Consider the following 17,948-nt stretch of genomic DNA (forward strand, 5'->3'; position numbering starts at 1 on the left):
GTTTCCTACGAGATGACTTCCTTGTAAAGGCGTTCGCTTTCCACTTGCAAGCGTTTGCTTAGGTTGTCGTAGGCGTCGAGTAGCGTAATGCACTCGTCGGTAAGGGTGCTGCCGTGTGCGCCATCGCGTACGAGCATTTGCATGCCCAGGGATTCCTCGGTTTCCTTGATGATGCGCCATGCCTTACTGTACGCCATGCCCATGTTCTTGGCGGCAGCGTTCAGCGAGCCCGTGCTGCGAACGCCGCGGCACAACGCGGCAATGCCGGGGCCGAAGAGCGCGTTCTCTTCGGAAAGCGGGTTCATGATGGATAGCTTTATAGTTGGTTTCAGATCAAGCGGAGTCATTGGTTCCCCTCGTAAGTACTAGCTGCTTGCGCACAATTATAAGGCTTTTCCCTTCGATTCTCGCGTGGATATAATTCGGGGGACCGCCTCTGCGATCCCCCGATCAAGTTCTATTCGCTTAGGAATGCGCGGGTTGCGTCTTGGATGTTGGGCTTGCCCGCGTCGATGACTTGCTTAAATCGAAGCGGCTTCGTATCGAGCTCGGCGAGGCCGGCGGGGATGTGGCTCTTGCCGGTTTGCTGCGCGATGAGGTCGTTGAGCTCGCAGCCGGTAAGCTCGGCAACGTCGGCCGGAAGGCCGGCATCGGGGGCTAGGTCGTGCAATGCGCGGTAGACGCTCACGCCGAACTTCGCCCAATGCGCGGTGCTTGCCACCAGTACGGGGTTTTCGCCGCGCAGGCGCTCGGCAACCTTGTAGGCAACGGCCGTATGCGGGTCGAGCAGATAATCGTGCTCGTCGAGCACTTCCTTGATGGTCTTCAGACAGTCATCGCTGCTTACCGAATCGCTGGCAAAATCCTTGCGCAGCACGGCGAAGGTTTCGGGGTCGACGCGGAATTTCTTTTGCGTGTTCAGGTCGTTCATCCAGCCTGCAATGGCTTCTGCGTTGCGGCCCGTAAGCTCGAACAGCTGGCGTTCCAGGTTCGAAGAGACCAGGATGTCCATGGAGGGGCTGGGCGTGAGCACGAACTCGCGGTCGGAGATGTCGTACGTGCCCGTGTTGATGAAGTCGGTGAGCACGCGGTTTTCGTTGCTGGCGCACAGCAGGCGCTCGATGGGGGTGCCCATCTGCTTGGCATACCATGCGGCCAGGATGTTGCCAAAATTGCCGGTGGGAACGCACACGTCGATGGGTGCGCCCGCTTCTACCTTGCTCTGGGCCACCAGCTGCGCGTAGCTAGAAACGTAATAGACCACCTGGGGCAGCAAGCGTCCCCAGTTGATGGAATTGGCGCTGGAGAGGGCTACCTTGTGCTCGCTCATGAGCTCTTGCGCGAACTCGCTATCGGCAAACGTGCGCTTCACGCCCGTCTGGCAGTCGTCGAAGTTGCCGCGCACTGCCCAGACCTTCACGTTTTCGCCTGCCTGCGTGGCCATCTGCTTATGCTGAATGTCGCTGACGCCGCCGTGCGGGTACAGCACGCCGATCTTCACGCCGTCTTTGTCCTTGAAGCCCTCGAGGGCGGCCTTGCCCGTATCGCCCGAGGTGGCAACCAAGATCAGGAAGGTGTGGTCGATAACGCCTTCGTCGCGAAGCTTCTGAGCACTGGCGCTGAAGAACAGCGGCAGGCACTGCAGAGCCATATCTTTGAATGCGCTGGTGGGACCATGCCACAGTTCCAGGATGTGGGTATTCTCGTCGAGCGAGGTGATGGGGCAGATGTCGGCAGAATCGAAGTTGCTGCCATACGCAGCATCCATGAGCTCGTCGACTTGGCTTTCGGGCAGGTCGACGCCGAAGGCCTTGTAGATGTGCGCTGCGCGTTGCGCGTAGGGCATGGTAGAGAGATTCAGGATCTCGTCCAGCGAGAACTGGGGGATGCTCTGGGGAACGTAGAGTCCGCCGCCGTCGGCCAGGCCCTGCACTACGGCCTGGGTAAACGGAATGGGTTCTTCCGCGCGCCCGCGCGTATCTATATAAAGGTTAGCCATCGTAGCCTCCACTCGATGTTTGGCTCTTTTGCGCAAGTATACTATCCCACGCTAAAGTGCTCTGCGCATTGCCAGGTCCTTCACGAAATAACGCAAGAGAAATAATCCTAGTAAAAAAGTTCAAATTATTTTTCAAAAAGGGGTTGACTATTAGTTAGGTTCGCCTAATATATGACTCACGGAACGCAGTTAGACAAACCTAACGCAAACCGTTTGACAATGTTTAACCGAAAGGCCCCATGCACCACCTCCTTCTCGTCTGCTTAAAACGCATGAGGGTCAGGGCGAATTCGACCGCTTCTCCCGGATTCGCCCTCTTTGTTAATTAGGGGGCCGCGACGTGCGGCCCCTTTTTCATGCACTGCCTATAGATGGCTTCCGCTTGTTTGACCGGGAAGCCCGAATGGACAGCCAGCGGGGAAGAGGGCGCGTTTTTCCGCTCCGTCTGGCCGCGGTAATCCATGCCTAAAACCCGTTCGGACGAAAAAGTTAGGTGAATCTACTATAAAAATAATCCGTAAGGGTTGACTTACTTTTCGGCTTCCGCAATAGTGAATTTGGTTAGCAGTGCCTTACTGTGTGGCATCGGAATGCCACCCAGCCAGTACGTGCCGGAAAGGAAGCTCAGCATGGTCCTCACCACGGTTCAATCAGGCAAGGATTACATCATTCACGCCGTTACGGGCGAAGGCGACACGCGTCTTCATCTGGGCAGCATGGGCTTTGTTCCCGGTACGAAGCTGTCGGTCGTTTCCCGCCTGGGCGGCAATCTCATTGTGAGCGTCAAGGGATCGCGCGTAGCCCTCGACGAAAAGCTCGCCAAGTGCATTATGGTCTAACGCTACCAATTCTATTGGCGCACTGCTCCTAACATGGGCCCCGACGGGGGCGTATGTCAGGGGTAATGCATTGTTGTCTTTTTGGAAGGAAGGTATATGGCAACCCTCGATTCTGCTAAGCCCGGCGATACCGTTACCGTGGCGAAGCTCCTTGGCCAGGGCGCCACGAAGCGTCGCATCATGGACATGGGCCTTACCAAGGGCACCTCGGTTTTCGTGCGTAAGGTCGCTCCTCTGGGCGATCCTGTCGAAGTAACCGTTCGCGGCTACGAGCTCTCCCTGCGCAAGGAAGAAGCCAGCCATGTGGAAATCGCCTAAGGCGTTTTTCACGAAGTCGAGTTAACCCTAGTTAACAAGTAACACGGAGGTATCAATGGAATTCAATGTGGCGTTGGTGGGTAACCCCAACTGCGGCAAGACCACCTTGTTCAACGCCCTCACCGGTGCCAACCAGTATGTAGGCAACTGGCCCGGCGTTACGGTGGAGAAGAAGACGGGCAAGCTGAAGGGCCACGACGGCGTAACGGTCGTCGACCTTCCGGGCATTTACTCGCTCTCTCCCTACACGCTGGAAGAGGTCGTGGCTCGTGACTACCTGATCAACGAGCATCCCCAGGCCGTTCTGAACATCGTGGACGGCTCGAACCTGGAACGTAACCTGTATCTCACCACGCAGGCCCTTGAACTGGGAATCCCCACGGTTATGGCCGTGAACATGATGGACGTCGTGGAAAAGAACGGCGACCAGATCGACCTGGATGCCCTCTCCAAGAGTATGGGCTGTCCCGTGGTGGCCATTTCCGCCCTGAAGAACACGGGCATCGACGACGTCGTTTCCAAGCTCATGGAAGTGGCGCAGAGCTCTGCCGAGCCCCAGCGCATGCATCGCTTCGCTGCCGACGTGGAGGAATCTCTGGAGCAGATCGAAGCTGCCCTTCCCGCCGATGTGCCCGCTCATGCGAAGCGCTTCTTCGCGGTGAAGCTGTTCGAGCGCGATTCGAAGATCGCCTCGCACATGGGCGCTACGCCCGACGTCGAAGCCATCATCAAGGCTTCCGAGGAAGCTCACGACGACGATTCCGAAAGCATTATCGTCAACGAGCGCTACTCCTACATCACGAGCATCATCGATGGCTGCGTGAAGCATGCCCAGAACAAGAAGGAGCCCATCTCCGACCGCATCGACCGCGTGGTCACCAACCGTTGGCTGGCACTGCCGATCTTCGTGGTCATCATGTTCCTGGTCTACTTCATCTCTATTACCGCCGTGGGTGGCCCCGCTACCGACTGGGCTAACGATGGCCTGTTCGGCGACGGCTGGTTCATCGGCGCTGGCCAGGAAGAATACAGCGAAGTTGCCGACGAGTACGAGTCGGCTCAGAGCTCCATCGAGGCGTACACCGCTGCCGCCGCCGAGGCGGGCATCGAAGCTCCCGAGGCTCCCGCAGACGACGCAACTGAAGAAGAGCTTGCTGCGTACGATTCCGACATGAAGATGTTCGTGAGCGCGGCCGACGAGGCTGGCGTTGTCGCTACGTACGATGCGTACGACGACGAGACCGGCGAGAACGAGGTTGTCGAAGTCGACGCTGCTGCCTTCGAAGAGGCGCTTACCGTCGAAGAGCCCGACCCCACGCAGTATGGCATCTGGGTTCCCGGCATCCCCACGCTCGTGAGCAACGCTCTCGATGCGGGCAATGTCGACCCGCAGGTTAAGAGCCTGGTGCTCGATGGCATCGTTGCCGGCGTTGGCGCTGTTCTGGGCTTCGTTCCCCAGCTGCTCGTTCTCTTCCTCTGCCTGGCCTTCCTGGAGGGCTGCGGCTACATGAGCCGTATCGCGTTCATCCTTGACCGCGTGTTCCGTCGCTTCGGCCTGTCGGGCAAGAGCTTCATCCCCATGCTCATTGGCACGGGCTGCGGCGTTCCGGGTGTCATGGCCTCTCGTACCATTGAAAACGAGAACGATCGTCGCATGACGGTTATGACCACCACGTTCATGCCCTGCTCGGCCAAGCTCCCGATCATCGCGTTGCTTGCCGGTGCCGTGTTCGGTGGTGCCTGGTGGGTTGCCGCAAGTGCCTACTTCCTGGGCATTGCCGCCATCCTCATCTCGGGCATCATCCTGAAGAAGACCAAGGCGTTTTCGGGCAAGGCTGCTCCGTTCGTCATGGAGCTGCCGGCTTACCACCTGCCCACCGTTGGTTCCATCCTGCGAAGCATGTGGGAACGTGCCTGGTCGTTCATCAAGAAGGCCTTCACCATCATCCTGCTGGCCACCATCCTGGTTTGGTTCCTTTCCAACTACGGTGTGGTCGACGGTTCCCTTGCCCTCGTCGAGGACCAGTCCGATAGCCTCCTGGCTGCTCTGGGCAACGCCATCGCGTGGATCTTCATTCCCCTGGGCTGGGGCGATTGGCAGGCTGCCGCGGCAGCGGTCACGGGCCTCATCGCCAAGGAGAACGTCGTTGGCACCATGGGCGTGCTCTATGCGGGCGACGGCGGCTGGTACGCGAACTTCCAGGCTGCATGGCTGCCTGCTGCGGGTTACAGCTTCCTGGCGTTCAACCTGCTGTGCGCTCCCTGCTTCGCTGCCATGGGCGCTATCCGCAAGGAAATGAACAGCGCCAAGTGGTTCTGGGCTGCCATTGGCTATGAGTGCGGTCTGGCTTATGTCGTTGCTCTCGTTATCTTCCAGCTGGCTGGCCTGGCAACGGGCGAGGCCACGTTCGGAGTGGGCACCGTTATTGCCATTGCTCTGGTTGCTGCGGGCATCTACCTGCTGGTTCGTCCGAACAAGAACGTGAGCGATACGATTCGCCTGTCGGTAAACGAGCAGGCCGCCTAAAAAGGTTTGTTGGTCCCGTCGCCGTCATGGCGGCGGGGCATGTTTGGGGGAACGCGTTCGAACGAGCGCGTTCCCATTGCGAAAGGAGGTGCGCTCGATGAGCGTGGGAACAATCATCACCCTGGTCATCGTGGCCCTCATTGCCATTCCCGGCATTCGTTCCATCGTAAAGATGTTTAGCGGCAAGGGGAGCTCCTGCGATGATTGCAAGGGATGCTCTAGCGGAAGCTGTCCGTCGTGCGACACCGCCGAGCGCATGCTCGAGGATGTCGAGAAGGCCGAACGGCACTCTTGCTGCCATTAGCGTGTAAAGGGTTTCTAGGGGTGGATATCCAGTGGTTTCACGGGTAACTTCGATTGCGAAGAAGGCGGCAACGCCGGAAATACGGCATTCGGTTATAGGCCCAGGTGGCTCGGGCATTGGTGCATTGCGTGGATACGAGCTTTTTTCGGGCGTTCAGGTTGCCACGGTTGATGTCCACTCCTCTGCTTGCGATTTTCGCTCTTCTCGCAATCACGACGAAGGCGAGTTTATCATCTGCTACTGCCAGCGTGGTTCGCTGGAATACAAATGCGACGATGGGCTTACGCGCAATATAGCTTCGGGCGAAACGTTCATCATTCGCATCGGCGCCATTGGTCAGGCGCATTGCCGTGTGCCCCACGGCACGTTCCATGGCATCGGCGTGCTCGTTTCGCCGGCGCTTCTTAGTTCGCCCGCTCGCAAGATCGCCAATCTGTCATTCGAGCTCGACCTCGAATTGTTCTTCGAAATGCTTTCGGGCATGGGCGATTTCTTCGGCGTGCCGTGCGATCCTGCGCTCTCGCATATCTTTGCGGAGCTCTACGAAATGCTTCCGCCGAAGGACATGGGCCATATGCGCTTGAAGACCATCGAGTTGGTCCTGCTGGTGGTGCGTATCCTGCAGGGCGACCGTCGCGTGCGCCTGAGCGGGGAGGAGTCCACCAATCGTCGTGCGTCCGTGGCATATCAGGCGCAGGAAATCATGATGCGCGACATTACGCGCCAGGCCACCATCACGGAGCTTGCGCGCGAATGTCATACGTCGCCCACCGTGTTGAAGGAATCGTTCAAGCAGGTATTCGGCGTGCCCGTGTACACGTGGTACCGCACGTTCCGCATTCATCGTGCGTGCGAGCTGCTGAAGGACCGCCGTGACGATTCCATTGCCGCTATCGCTGCCGAGGTGGGCTATGCGAACCCCTCGAAGTTCGCCAAGGCCTTTTCCGATTGCATGGGCACGACGCCTTATATCTGGCGAGAGAATCTGAACCGCACGAACGAAAAGTAACTGCGTTGCCACTACGGCAACGAAAAAGGCCAGAAGGCATATGCCTCCTGGCCTTTCTTGTAGGTGCGTTGCAGCCTTTATGCCTGCGGATGATTCTTGTCCACGTAACTCTTCAGACAATTGAACGTTTCGTCGCTGATGTAATGCTCGACGCGGCAGGCGTCGTCGACGGCGGTTTCCTCGCTGACTCCGATGGCACGGAAGAAGCCCGAGAGCACAACATGGCGCTCGTAGATCTTCACGGCCACTTCACGGCCGGCGTCGGTGAGCGTAATGCCGCCCGCTTCGTTCAGCGTTACGTATCCGGCGTCGCGTAGCTTGCCCATCCATTCGCTGATGGTGGGCTTCGAATAGCCCATGCGCTGGGCGATGTCGACGGCGCGTACGCGGTCGAGCTCTTCTTCCAGGTTCAGGATGGTTTCAAGGTACATCTCGGCGGATTCGTGCAGAACCAGGGGCATGGTTACCTCTTTCCAGTGAATAGAGAAGCACGGCCTTGGGGCTGGGCCCCTATGCCCGTGCGCATGATTTTAGAGTAGCTTACCACGTTTTTCGCAGGGGGCTACCTCTTGGACGATTGTGGGTTGGAAACAATCAATACGTCGCGCGCGTTGGGGTGCGCCTTCCTGCGAGACTCTGGTCTGAGGGGGGGATAAAACCCCATTTCGGAGTGAGAAAGGATAATATTTACGAATTGGCCACGGAACCGCGTCCATTCGGATTCTTTCGAACTCATCGGGGTGGAAGGCCCTCGTTTCGCATGCGATACTAAATCTGTCTATATGTGTAAGGGGCGTTCGTCCCGTTATTCGAAAGAGGTTTTCATATGTGGAAGAAAGTGGCTTGCTTTGCCGGTGGCATGGTTGCAACGGGCGTTTTGAAGGTCATTTCGCAGAGCAAGACGACGCGCGAACTTGCTTCCAAGGGCGTTGCCAAGGCCATGGTCCTAAACGATAACATCCAGGCGGTCACCCAGGACATCATGGATGATGCCGAGGACATCCGCGCCGAAGCTGCGCGTCAGCGCCGCATCGACGAGGGCGTTGCCGAGCGCCTGGCCGAGCTTGAGGGTGGCATTCGCGACGAGGTGACTGCCCAGGTAGACGGCAAAGCCGAATAGCAATGAAATATAGCGTCAAGCAGGACATCCCTGGCAGGTTGCGCGTGCGCCTGGCTGCTTCGGGGCTGAAGACCGAAGAAGCCTACGGCATTACCGAAACGATCAGGGGCGTTCGCGGGGTCCTCGACGTGAAGGTACGCGCTGCAAATGCCAGCGTGCTTGTTACGTATGCCCCGGGCGATACTGCCGCACGTGATGCGGCTCTTTCCGCCTTGGGCGATCTTTCCATTCTGGCCATTCCCGAGCCCATTGCCGACGATGCCCAGCTTGACATGGTGCGCGAGGACAACGATTTCAAGCGCCGCATCGTGGGCATGGTTGCGTTCCGCCTTATGCGGCGTTTCTTGTTGCCCGCACCCGTCCGAGCGGTTATTACCGTCGCTTCGGCTGCGGTGTTCGTTATGCGCGGTCTGCGTGAGCTCTTGCGTGGGCGCCTCACGGTTGAAGTGCTCGATGCCACAGCCATCGTCACGGCGCTTCTGCAGCGTCAGTTCAATTCCGCAGCGAATATCATGTTCCTGCTGCGCATTTCCGACGTCATGGAAGAGCATGTGAATGCCCGTACGCGTATTGCCTTGCAGGAGAGTCTGCTCACCAGGGCGGAAACGGTGTGGGGCGTGCGCGAGGACGGCACGGAAGAAGAGTTGTGCCTGGAAAGCGTTCATGTGGGTCAGCTTCTGCGCGTGCGCACGGGCTCGTCGGTTCCCGTGGACGGCACCGTGGTTTCCGGCAATGCGGAAATCAATGAGGCATCCATGACGGGTGAATCCGCCGTGGTTCACAAGCATGATGGCTCCACGGTGTTCGCGGGCACAATTGTGGAAGACGGCTCCATCGTCATTCGCGTCGACGCGCTTCCCGGTTCGTCGCGCATCGATCAGATCGTGCGCATGGTGGAAGAGTCATCCGAGCTAAAGGCGGGGGTACAGAGCCGTGCGGAGCGTCTTTCCGATAGCCTGGTGCCCTTTGCGTTCCTGGCGTTTATCGGCATCTTGGCCGTTACGCGTAACATCACGAAGGCCACCAGCGTGCTCATGGTCGATTATTCGTGCGCCATCAAGCTCTCTACGCCCGTGGCCGTTATGAGCGCCATGCGCGAGGCGTCTAGCCGGGGCTGCGTGGTGAAGGGTGGCAAGTTCCTGGAATCTATGGCTGCGGCCGACGTGGTCGTGTTCGACAAGACGGGTACCCTTACCCAGGCTGCGCCCCAGGTTGAAAAGGTCGTTACCATGAATGGCGAAAGCGAGGACGAGCTGCTCGCCATTGCTGCCTGCCTGGAGGAACATTTCCCCCACAGCCTGGCACGTGCCATTGTGAACGAGGCGAAGGCGCGTGGCCTCCATCATGAAGACGAGCACCATACCGAAGTGGAATACCTGGTTGCTCATGGCATCGTTTCCTCTATCGACGGCAAGGAAACCCTGGTGGGAAGTGCTCATTTCGTGTTCGAGGACCGCGGAGTCGAACGCCCCCAGGGATTGCGCGAACGTCTTGAGCAGGAAGCGCCCACGGCCTCCACGGTGTTCTTGGCCATCGATGGCGTGCTGAAGGCCGCCATTTGCGTTGCCGACCCCATTCGCCCCGAGGCCGCCCAGGTCATCGCTCAGTTGCGCGCCTTGGGAGTGAAGCATACGGTTATGCTCACGGGCGATTCCGAGATTTGCGCCCGCGCCATTGCCGACGCTGCGGGCATTGACGAATACCATGCCCAGGTTCTGCCCGAAGACAAGGCGGGTTACGTAGAGGCGCTGAAGGAAAGCGGGCGTCGGGTCATTATGGTGGGCGATGGCATCAACGATTCGCCTGCTCTAGCTGCGGCGAACGTTTCCGTTGCGCTCGACGACGCAAGCGATATCGCCCGGGCTGTGGCCGATATTACGGTTACGAACTGCCAGTTGGAATCGCTCGTTGTCATGCGCTCCCTGTCGCAGCTTCTCATGAGCCGCATCAACAACGACTATCGCTTCATCGTGGGGTTCAATACGGCGCTCATCGTTCTGGGCGTTGCGGGTATAATTGCCCCAACGCTTGCAGCGTATCTGCACAACATTTCAACGGTGGCGGTAACGGCACGAAACACCACTCCGTTATTGCCGGATAGTCAGGGGGTCTCGCATGAAGTTGCATAAGTTCTTTGGCTTGGCGTCGGCGGTTTGCATGCTTTTGGCCATCTACACCGGGTATAACAAGAATTAGCAACTATCGCATCGTTGTTCGTGGGGCTCGCCAGTTGGTCGGGCCCTACGTTTGTTGTAAGGTAGCGTATGTGCAAGATGCCGTGAGGAAGCGAAGGAGGGCGGGGCATGGCTACAGAGAGCGGTTCGAAGCGCGTTTCCGCATCGCGCGAAGATTATCTAGAGGCCATCGTTGAACTGGGCGGAACGCCAAAGCAGCCCGTTCGTCCCGTGGACGTGGCATCCAAGCTGGGCGTATCCAAGGCTTCCGTAACCAAGGCAGTAGCCAGCCTGAAGGAAGCAGGCATGCTCGACCAGCCCTATTACGGCGATATTACGCTTACGAGCGATGGATACGAATATGGTAGCAAGGTTCTGGAGCGTCATACCATGCTCTATGAGTTCCTCCACGACGTGCTGGGCGTTTCGGCCGAACGAGCCGACGACGAAGCCTGCCTCATCGAACATGACATTAGCGATAGCACCGCCGAGGCCTGGATCGCCTATATGAGGAACGCGAAGCGCGCAAAGTAATGTGCGCCAGCGTGCGAATGCATGGGGCATTCGCTTCTTTTGCCATTCATGCAGTCTTCCGTGTGGTAGAATGCGAACAAACGTTTGGTATCTACGACACGAAGGAGGCTTGGTGGAGCGGCGCGTCATTCTCGGAATCGATCCTGGTCTTGCTCATACGGGCTGGGGCGTCATCGCCCAGCGCGGCGGTAAACTTGAATGCCTCTCGTATGGCTGCGTTGCCACGCCCTCGTCGCAGGCGCTTTCCGAACGTTTGCTCAAGATATACCAGCAGATAAGCGCAGTAGCCGAACGTTTCGCACCCACCTGCGTGGGCATCGAGACGGTCTGGTTTGGCGAAAACGTCACCGCCGCCTTCGCCACGGGTCAGGCGCGCGGGGCTGCGTTGGTCGCCTGCGCAGAACATGGCTTGCACGTGGGGGAATACACGCCTCGACAGATCAAGCTTGCGGTTGCCGGAACTGGCTCGGCCGACAAACGCCAGGTCCAGTACATGGTCGGGCAAATTCTGGCATTGGCTGAAGATCCGCACCCCGATCATGCGGCCGATGCTCTTGCTGCCGCAATCTGCTATACCACGCATGAAAATGCGCTTTCTGGAAAGGGGCTTCCCGTATGATTTCCTTCGCGAAGGGCGTTCTCGCCGCGAAGCTATCCGACGCCGCCATCATCGAGGTGGGTGGACTGGGCTATCACGTGGGCATGAGCGCGAATTCGCTTGCTGCGCTGCCCGAAGTGGGTCAGCCCGTGCAAGTGCATACGCATCTACAGGTGCGCGAAGATGCCCTTACCCTCTTTGGTTTCGTCTCCATAGAGGAAAAGGAACTGTTCGAACGCTTGCTTGGGGTGTCGGGGGTTGGGCCGAAGGTGGCTCTTGCGGCATTGTCTTCGTTTTCGCCCGAGCAACTTTCGAATGCCATCGTTGCGGGTGACGTAACGGCTGTTTCGCGCATTCCCGGCGTGGGAAAGAAAACGGCCCAGCGCATCATTCTGGAATTGCAGGGCGTGCTGGCTCAGCCCGCCGAAGCGCCCAAGGCCGCCGCGGCAAGCGGTGCCTACCAGTCGGCGGTGGAAGACCTGCTGGCCATGGGCTTCACGTCCGCAGAATCGGAGCTCGCCCTCAAGGGCGCTCCGCAAGATTTGTCCGAGACGAAGCTGCTTCAGTACGCGTTGAAGCGTTTGGGGGCGTAAATGAACGACGGAGTTCGCATCGAGGGCATGGTATACGACGCAAGTTCCGCCTTCGCGCCATCGACTGCCGTGGGTGGGGAAAGCCCGCGAAACCGCATGGCTTCGGCAGAGCTTCAGGAAGACGACCTGTCCCTCGATCGCAGCCTGCGTCCCCAGAAGCTAGCCGACTACCTGGGGCAAACCAAGATCAAGGAAAGCCTGGAAATTCTCATTCAGGCTGCTCAGCAGCGTGGCGATGTCGTCGACCATATCTTGTTCTCGGGCCCTCCGGGTCTGGGTAAGACCACCCTGGCCACGGTGGTTGCCAACGAAATGGGCGCCAACATTAAAACGACGAGCGGCCCCGCCATCGAGCGTACGGGCGACCTTGCGGCTATCCTTACGAATCTGGAAGACGGCGACGTGCTGTTCATCGACGAAATTCATCGCATGAACCGCATGGTTGAAGAGGTGCTCTACCCCGCGTTGGAAGATTATGCGCTCGATATCGTAGTGGGGAAGGGGCCTGCGGCCCGTTCCATCAGGCTCGATCTGCCTCGCTTCACGCTCATTGGCGCCACTACGCGCACGGGCTTGCTTACCGGCCCCCTGCGCGATCGCTTTGGCATGGCGTTTCGCTTGAACTATTACACGCCCGAAGAGCTGGCCGATATCGTCATTCGCTCCGCTGCCATTCTCGATGTGGAAGCCGAACGTGAAGGCGCGCTTGAAATCGCACGCCGTAGCCGTGGTACGCCGCGTTTGGCAAATCGTTTGCTCAAGCGCGTGCGCGACTGGGCGCAGGTGAAGGGCAGCGGCGTCATCGACGAGGATACCGCGGCTCAGGCGCTCGAATTCTTCGAGGTCGACTCCTTGGGTCTCGACTCGGTCGACAATCGCATACTCGAATTGCTGTGTCAGCAATTCGGCGGTCGCCCCGTGGGGCTTTCCACACTCGCTTCGGCGCTTTCGGAAGATCCCGATTCCCTGGAAGACGTCTACGAGCCCTACCTCATGCAGCAGGGGCTGCTCGTACGCACGCCAAAGGGGCGCCAGGCCACGCGGCGCGCGTACGATCATTTGGGCATCTTGCCTCCAGCGGGGCAGTAGGCGCGCTAGAATAGGCGTCATACGCACACGGCGAAGGGGTTGCAGTGTTTCAGCAAGACTATCTCATGAAGTTGATTATGCAGTTTATCCAGGGCATTCAGCGCAGCATGGAACGCGCGAGTAGTGAAAACGACGAAGGTGACCCTGAATCTGCCGCCGATTTGCTGGAAGCCACCATCGGCGTGGCCACGGAAATCGACGGGGGCGTGCTGCTGTCCCTCTCGCCCGATTCCATTGCGAGCGTCCTGCAAGTTTCGGGCACCGACCCGGGGGTTGCGGAATACATTGGCCGCACCATGTTCCTGGAATCCGACTACCTTGCACGCGCTGGTCGCGCTGAAGATGCCCAGCTTCGCTTGGATCAGGCTCGCGCCCTAGCAGACGCATATGGCTTTGAGCTTTCGGAAGGCCTGGGTGGCGAGGGTTCCATGCGCCAGTTTTTGCAGCAGGAACAGGCGGAATAGCCCATACGGACGCGCTTCGGCTCCGTATTCGGAAAAATATTTGCCGCCAACGGCAAATATTCGTCCCAATATTGTTTCTTTAGTGTACAGTTTGCATTTGTAGCGACTGCTACGCTCAACGCGCAGGCCAGCGCGCTGTGGGAAGTAAATCTCCACAAGGGGATGGATGAAAAGAGGAAACATGGCCGAAGGTACCGTGAAGTGGTTTGGCGGCAAGACTCCCGAGGGGAAGACTCGCGGATACGGGTTCATCACGCAGGATGGCGGCGATGATCTGTTCGTCTACTACAAGGAAATCGAAAAGGACAAGCCTGGCTTCAAGACGCTGGAAGAGGGACAGCGCGTAAGCTTCGACGTGGAGCCCGGCCAGAACGGCAAGATGCAGGCCGTTAACGTCTGCAAGCTGTAAATGTCGGCGCCGAGCGCAATGAAGCCAAATGCGCTCACGTTAACGCATGTGAAACGGTGGGGGTATATAATGCCCCTACCGTTTTTTGTTTAGAGGAGTACTCAATGGAATTTGTCGGAACGTTTTGGTCGCTCGTACCGCCGATCGTTGCCATCGTCCTGGCGCTCATTACCAAGGAAACGTTTAGCTCGTTGTTCGTGGGCATCCTGGTTGGCGCCATGCTGCTGGCATCGTTCGATCCCATCAGCACGGTCAACTACATCATTGTCGGTACCGTGGGCGAAGGCGACGATGCCATGAGCGTTGGTTTCCTGAATGCCATCAGCGATCCGTGGAATGCGGGCATCTTCGTGTTCCTGGTCATGCTGGGCATTATGGTCGCCTTGGTGAATACCGCAGGCGGCTCGTCTGCATTTGGCGCATGGGCTGGCAGGCACATCAAGACGCGTGTGGGTGCCATGCTCGCCACGTTCCTGCTGGGCGTTCTCATCTTCATCGACGATTACTTCAACTGCCTTACGGTGGGCGCGGTCATGCGCCCCGTCACCGACGAGCAGAAGATTTCCCGTGCGAAGCTGGCCTACATCATCGATTCCACGGCGGCGCCCATCTGCATGATCGCGCCCATTTCCTCGTGGGCGGCGGCGGTTTCCGCCACGGCGGCCGACCTGGATACCGGCGTTACGGGTATTCAGCTGTTCGTGCAGGCCATTCCCTATAACTTCTACTCGCTGCTCACCATCGTATTCGTGGTGGCCATCTGCATCATGGGCTTCGATTACGGTCCCATGGCCAAGGCCGAATTCGAGGCGTATCGCAGCGGTCAGCTGGGTGCGCTTACCAAGGAAGAGCGCCAGGAAAACGAGCGCGCTTCGTTGCTCGATATGCTCATTCCCGTGCTGCTGCTCATCGTATTCTGCGTAATTGGCATGCTCTACGTGGGTGGCTTCTGGGATGCCGAATCGGAAGCGTACATGGATCTGTCTGCGGCATTTGGCGGTACCGATGCTTCGGTGGGCTTGCCTTGGGGTTCGCTCATCGCGCTCATTCTGAGCTTCGTCTACCTGCTGTGCCGTCGTGTTATCGACTTCAAGGGCGCAACCGATTGCTTTATCTCGGGCTTCCGCGCCATGGTGCCTGCGCTTATGGTGCTCACCTTCGCCCTTACGCTGAAGCTCGCCACGTCGGCCCTGGGCGCCGACGCCTACGTAGCCGGCCTCATGGAAGGTGCAGCCGAAGGCCTGTATGCCCTGCTGCCCGCCATCATCTTCCTGGTTGGCCTGGGCCTGGCATTTGCCACGGGCACCAGCTGGGGCACGTTTGGCATCCTCATCCCCATCGTACTGCCCATCTTCGCCACTGCTCCCGACTTGCTCACCATTGGCATTTCCGCCTGCCTGGCTGGCGCGGTATGCGGCGATCATTGCTCGCCCATTTCCGATACCACGGTTATGGCGAGCGCCGGCGCGAACGTCGATCACATCCAGCATGTGTCCACGCAGCTGCCGTATGCACTTTCGGTTGCGGGCGTTTCGTTCGTCTGCTTCCTGCTTGCCGGCTTCGTGCGCAATTGGGTCATCTGCCTGGCTGTTGGCATTGTGCTGGTCATCGTGATGCTCTTCGTACTGAAGCGCACCGTTGGCCGCACGGTTACCGCCGAGCCTGCAGCCGAATAGCCTCTAGCTGCTAAAACGAATCGAGCCCCAGGCGCTTGCGTCTGGGGCTCGTTGCATGTGGGGGATAAGTGCGCTACTGAATGAACATTGCGTCGCCGAAGCTGAGCATGCGGTACTCGCTGTCGATGGCGTGCTTGTATGCGTTCATGATGTAGTCGCGGCTGCTGAACGCGCTTACGAGCATCATGAGGGTGCTGCGCGGCACGTGGAAGTTCGTAACCATGGCGTCGACTACGTGGAACGTGCTCCCGGGCAGCAGGAACAGGCTCGTGTGGGCGGCATCGCGTGCCTTCAGCTCGCCCACTTCGGTATCCCAGGCGCTTTCCAAGCTGCGAACGCTCGTGGTGCCCACGGCAATCACGCGGTGTCCGTTGGCATGGGCTTCGTTGCATGCGTCCACGACATGCTGCGGCACGGTATAGGTTTCGGTGTGCATGGCATGCGTGGTGGGGTCTTCCTCTTCCACGATGCGGAAGGTGTCAATGCCCACCTGCAGTTCCACGGTCTCCCAGCGCACGCCCTTCTGCTTCAGGCGCTCGATGAGCTCGGGCGTGAAGTGCAGGCCCGCAGTGGGTGCGGCAGCCGAAGATTCGCGGCGAGAATAAACGGTCTGGTACATTTCCTCGTCGCCTTCGTAGCCCTTGATGTAGGGCGGAAGCGGCGTGTGGCCCACGGCGTGCACGGCCTCATCGAGCGTGGGGTAGGCCTCGGTAGTCAGGTTCACGATGCGTTCGCCCTTGCCGTCTTCCTTGAAGTCGATGACTTCGGCGGACAGGATGACCTTGCCTTCGGCGTCGGTGAAGTCAACGATCGCGCCGGGCTTCAGGCGCTTGCCCGGCCGTACGAGCGCTTCCCAGGCAGACGATACGTTGGTGGCGATCTTGCCTGCATGCGGACGCAGCAGGAAGACCTCGGCCGCGCCGCCGGTGCCTCGCTTGGCACCTAACAGACGAGCGGGCATCACGCGCGTCTCGTTGGCCACAAACACGTCTCCTGGCTGGGCGTATTCGTAAATGTCGCGGAAGATGCGGTCCTGCAGCTCTCCCGTCTTGCGGTCCATGACCAGCATGCGGCATTCGTCGCGTACGGGCCAGGGCGCCTGCGCAATGCGCTCTTCGGGAAGTTCGTAATCGAAATCGCTGGTTTTCACTATGCCTCTTCGCTTTCTTCGGATGGTATGTGTTGCATGGTTGCATGCTCGGGTTGTGCTTGAGCTGCGGCTTCGGCTTTGGCGGCTGCGCGGGCGGCATTGCGGGCCGCCTTCTTTGCGCGCTGCTTCGCATCGTATGCCGCGCGTTTGGCGTTGCGCTCGGCGCGTTCGTGGGCTTCGGCTGCCTCGCGCTCTGCGTTCCGACGTGCGCGTTGGGCTTTGCGGGCCGCGCGTTCGGCATCGGCCTCTGCCTTGGAGTAGGCGCATCCGCAGTAGTTCTGGCGATACATGCCCGCTTCGCGGCTGCGACGCGTTGCCTCGGGGTAATACGGGCGGAAGTCTTGCCAGATGGGGGTAATGTTCCAGCGGTCGCAGACATCCACGAGCTCCTCGTGGCAGATGTCGAACAGCTGGTAGGGGCTTACCGCCAGGGTGGTGGACAGGGCTTCGAAGCCGTGCGTTGCCGCATAAGCCGCGGCTTCTTCCAGGCGCATGTGATAGCACCGGCGGCAGCGTTCCGCGCGGGGGCCGCCCGTAAGCTGGATGACGCCGGCGAATTCGTGCCACGCCGCTGGGTTGTAGGGGAAGTCAACGACGGGAATTCCCTCTTCGTTAGCCCAGGTGAGCAGCGTCTGCAGGCGGTGGTCGTATTCCGCGCTCGGCTGTATGTTCGAGTTCGCGAACGCGATGGTGATGTCATGCCCCTCTTCCAGGAGCAGGCGCACGGGTTCGAGCGAGCATGGTCCGCAGCAAGCGTGTAGCAGTAGTTTCATGCGAGCCCCTTCCTGTGTGTCGCGCGCGTTCTTTCCGTTCGCCATACTAGCACGCGCCCTTTGCGCGAACCCGCCCTGCCACAGTATGAGCATGGGTGGGGCAAGTCCTCGCAGGGTGCGTTGCGGTTATGTGCTTGTCCCTGCCTAGTTCGAATGCATTTTTCCGGAAAAGGACAGTTTGGGGCACATCCAGTCCGTTCTCTCTCGTAAATCTTCCGACCTGGGGTTATGCCGCAGGTCTCTCCGAGCGTGGTGCATTTTTCCGGAAAAGGACGGGTTTGGGGGTGGCTTCGGCCTGTTCTCGTGCTCCTAAATCTTCCGACCTGGGGTTATGCCGCGTGGCACCCCGAGCCCGATGCATTTTTCCGGAAA

19 protein-coding genes are annotated in these 17,948 nt (G+C 59.1%); 14 read left to right on the forward strand and 5 right to left on the reverse strand.

Annotated features, from left to right (window positions below; genetic code table 11):
* Positions 1–5 precede the first annotated feature (5 nt).
* Both E7002_RS05455 and thrC read right to left on the reverse strand, forming a co-directional pair.
* Positions 6–347 carry a winged helix-turn-helix domain-containing protein gene (locus tag E7002_RS05455; RefSeq protein ID WP_303727844.1) on the reverse strand — a complete coding sequence of 114 codons (342 nt, stop codon included), beginning with the start codon at positions 345–347 and terminating at the stop codon, positions 6–8.
* A 110-nt stretch (positions 348–457) separates the two neighbouring features.
* Positions 458–1,999 (reverse strand): threonine synthase, encoded by a 1,542-nt coding sequence (thrC, locus tag E7002_RS05460; RefSeq protein ID WP_303727845.1) that lies wholly within the window; start codon positions 1,997–1,999, stop codon positions 458–460.
* 629 nt (positions 2,000–2,628) lie between these two features.
* On the opposite strand from thrC, the gene E7002_RS05465 reads away from it, so the two are divergent.
* The 5 genes from E7002_RS05465 (at position 2,629) to E7002_RS05485 (ending at position 6,996) form a co-directional block, all read left to right on the forward strand.
* Positions 2,629–2,838 carry a FeoA family protein gene (locus E7002_RS05465; RefSeq protein WP_303727846.1) on the forward strand — a complete coding sequence of 70 codons (210 nt, stop codon included), beginning with the start codon at positions 2,629–2,631 and terminating at the stop codon, positions 2,836–2,838.
* Between the two features lie 96 nt (positions 2,839–2,934).
* A complete protein-coding gene (locus E7002_RS05470) occupies positions 2,935–3,156 on the forward strand; it encodes a FeoA family protein (RefSeq protein WP_066660325.1) in 222 nt (73 codons plus the stop codon).
* Positions 3,157–3,211: 55 nt separating this feature from the next.
* Positions 3,212–5,683, forward strand: coding sequence for a ferrous iron transport protein B (gene feoB, locus E7002_RS05475; protein WP_303727847.1), 2,472 nt, complete (start codon positions 3,212–3,214; stop codon positions 5,681–5,683).
* Positions 5,684–5,780: 97 nt separating this feature from the next.
* On the forward strand, positions 5,781–5,987 hold the full coding sequence (locus E7002_RS05480; protein WP_303727848.1) for a FeoB-associated Cys-rich membrane protein: 207 nt from the start codon (positions 5,781–5,783) through the stop codon (positions 5,985–5,987).
* 31 nt (positions 5,988–6,018) lie between these two features.
* Positions 6,019–6,996, forward strand: coding sequence for an AraC family transcriptional regulator (locus E7002_RS05485; protein ID WP_303727849.1), 978 nt, complete (start codon positions 6,019–6,021; stop codon positions 6,994–6,996).
* A 77-nt stretch (positions 6,997–7,073) separates the two neighbouring features.
* Here the strand turns inward: E7002_RS05485 and E7002_RS05490 are convergent, their stop codons facing one another.
* A complete protein-coding gene (locus E7002_RS05490) occupies positions 7,074–7,457 on the reverse strand; it encodes a metal-dependent transcriptional regulator (protein WP_303727850.1) in 384 nt (127 codons plus the stop codon).
* Between the two features lie 365 nt (positions 7,458–7,822).
* Here E7002_RS05490 and E7002_RS05495 point away from each other — a divergent pair, with 365 nt between their 5' ends.
* The 9 genes from E7002_RS05495 to E7002_RS05535 all read left to right on the forward strand — a co-directional run bounded on the left by E7002_RS05495 (position 7,823) and on the right by E7002_RS05535 (position 15,653).
* On the forward strand, positions 7,823–8,116 hold the full coding sequence (locus tag E7002_RS05495) for a hypothetical protein (RefSeq protein WP_303727851.1): 294 nt from the start codon (positions 7,823–7,825) through the stop codon (positions 8,114–8,116).
* Between the two features lie 2 nt (positions 8,117–8,118).
* Entirely contained in the window at positions 8,119–10,245 is a 2,127-nt protein-coding gene (locus E7002_RS05500; protein ID WP_303727852.1) for a heavy metal translocating P-type ATPase, read from the forward strand.
* A 174-nt stretch (positions 10,246–10,419) separates the two neighbouring features.
* On the forward strand, positions 10,420–10,824 hold the full coding sequence (locus E7002_RS05505) for a metal-dependent transcriptional regulator (RefSeq protein WP_303727853.1): 405 nt from the start codon (positions 10,420–10,422) through the stop codon (positions 10,822–10,824).
* A 112-nt stretch (positions 10,825–10,936) separates the two neighbouring features.
* Entirely contained in the window at positions 10,937–11,443 is a 507-nt protein-coding gene (gene ruvC, locus E7002_RS05510) for a crossover junction endodeoxyribonuclease RuvC (protein WP_303727854.1), read from the forward strand.
* Positions 11,440–12,015 (forward strand): Holliday junction branch migration protein RuvA, encoded by a 576-nt coding sequence (ruvA, locus tag E7002_RS05515; RefSeq protein ID WP_303727855.1) that lies wholly within the window; start codon positions 11,440–11,442, stop codon positions 12,013–12,015. The genes ruvC and ruvA overlap by 4 nt, the downstream gene beginning before the upstream one ends.
* Positions 12,016–13,104 (forward strand): Holliday junction branch migration DNA helicase RuvB, encoded by a 1,089-nt coding sequence (gene ruvB / locus E7002_RS05520; protein WP_303727856.1) that lies wholly within the window; start codon positions 12,016–12,018, stop codon positions 13,102–13,104.
* A gap of 44 nt (positions 13,105–13,148) precedes the next feature.
* Entirely contained in the window at positions 13,149–13,568 is a 420-nt protein-coding gene (locus E7002_RS05525; RefSeq protein ID WP_303727857.1) for a hypothetical protein, read from the forward strand.
* Between the two features lie 181 nt (positions 13,569–13,749).
* A complete protein-coding gene (locus tag E7002_RS05530; RefSeq protein ID WP_066660349.1) occupies positions 13,750–13,977 on the forward strand; it encodes a cold-shock protein in 228 nt (75 codons plus the stop codon).
* 104 nt (positions 13,978–14,081) lie between these two features.
* Positions 14,082–15,653 (forward strand): Na+/H+ antiporter NhaC family protein, encoded by a 1,572-nt coding sequence (locus tag E7002_RS05535; RefSeq protein WP_303727858.1) that lies wholly within the window; start codon positions 14,082–14,084, stop codon positions 15,651–15,653.
* Positions 15,654–15,726: 73 nt separating this feature from the next.
* Here E7002_RS05535 and queA read toward each other — a convergent pair whose 3' ends face one another.
* Together queA and E7002_RS05545 are read right to left on the reverse strand one after the other, a co-directional pair.
* Positions 15,727–16,803 (reverse strand): tRNA preQ1(34) S-adenosylmethionine ribosyltransferase-isomerase QueA, encoded by a 1,077-nt coding sequence (gene queA, locus E7002_RS05540; RefSeq protein WP_303727859.1) that lies wholly within the window; start codon positions 16,801–16,803, stop codon positions 15,727–15,729.
* A complete protein-coding gene (locus E7002_RS05545) occupies positions 16,803–17,576 on the reverse strand; it encodes an epoxyqueuosine reductase QueH (RefSeq protein WP_303727860.1) in 774 nt (257 codons plus the stop codon). Before E7002_RS05545 ends, queA begins: the two co-directional genes overlap by 1 nt.
* Positions 17,577–17,948: the final 372 nt, after the last annotated feature.

The sequence above is a fragment of the Denitrobacterium detoxificans genome (assembly GCF_015062615.1).
GTDB classification, from domain to species: domain Bacteria; phylum Actinomycetota; class Coriobacteriia; order Coriobacteriales; family Eggerthellaceae; genus Denitrobacterium; species Denitrobacterium detoxificans_A.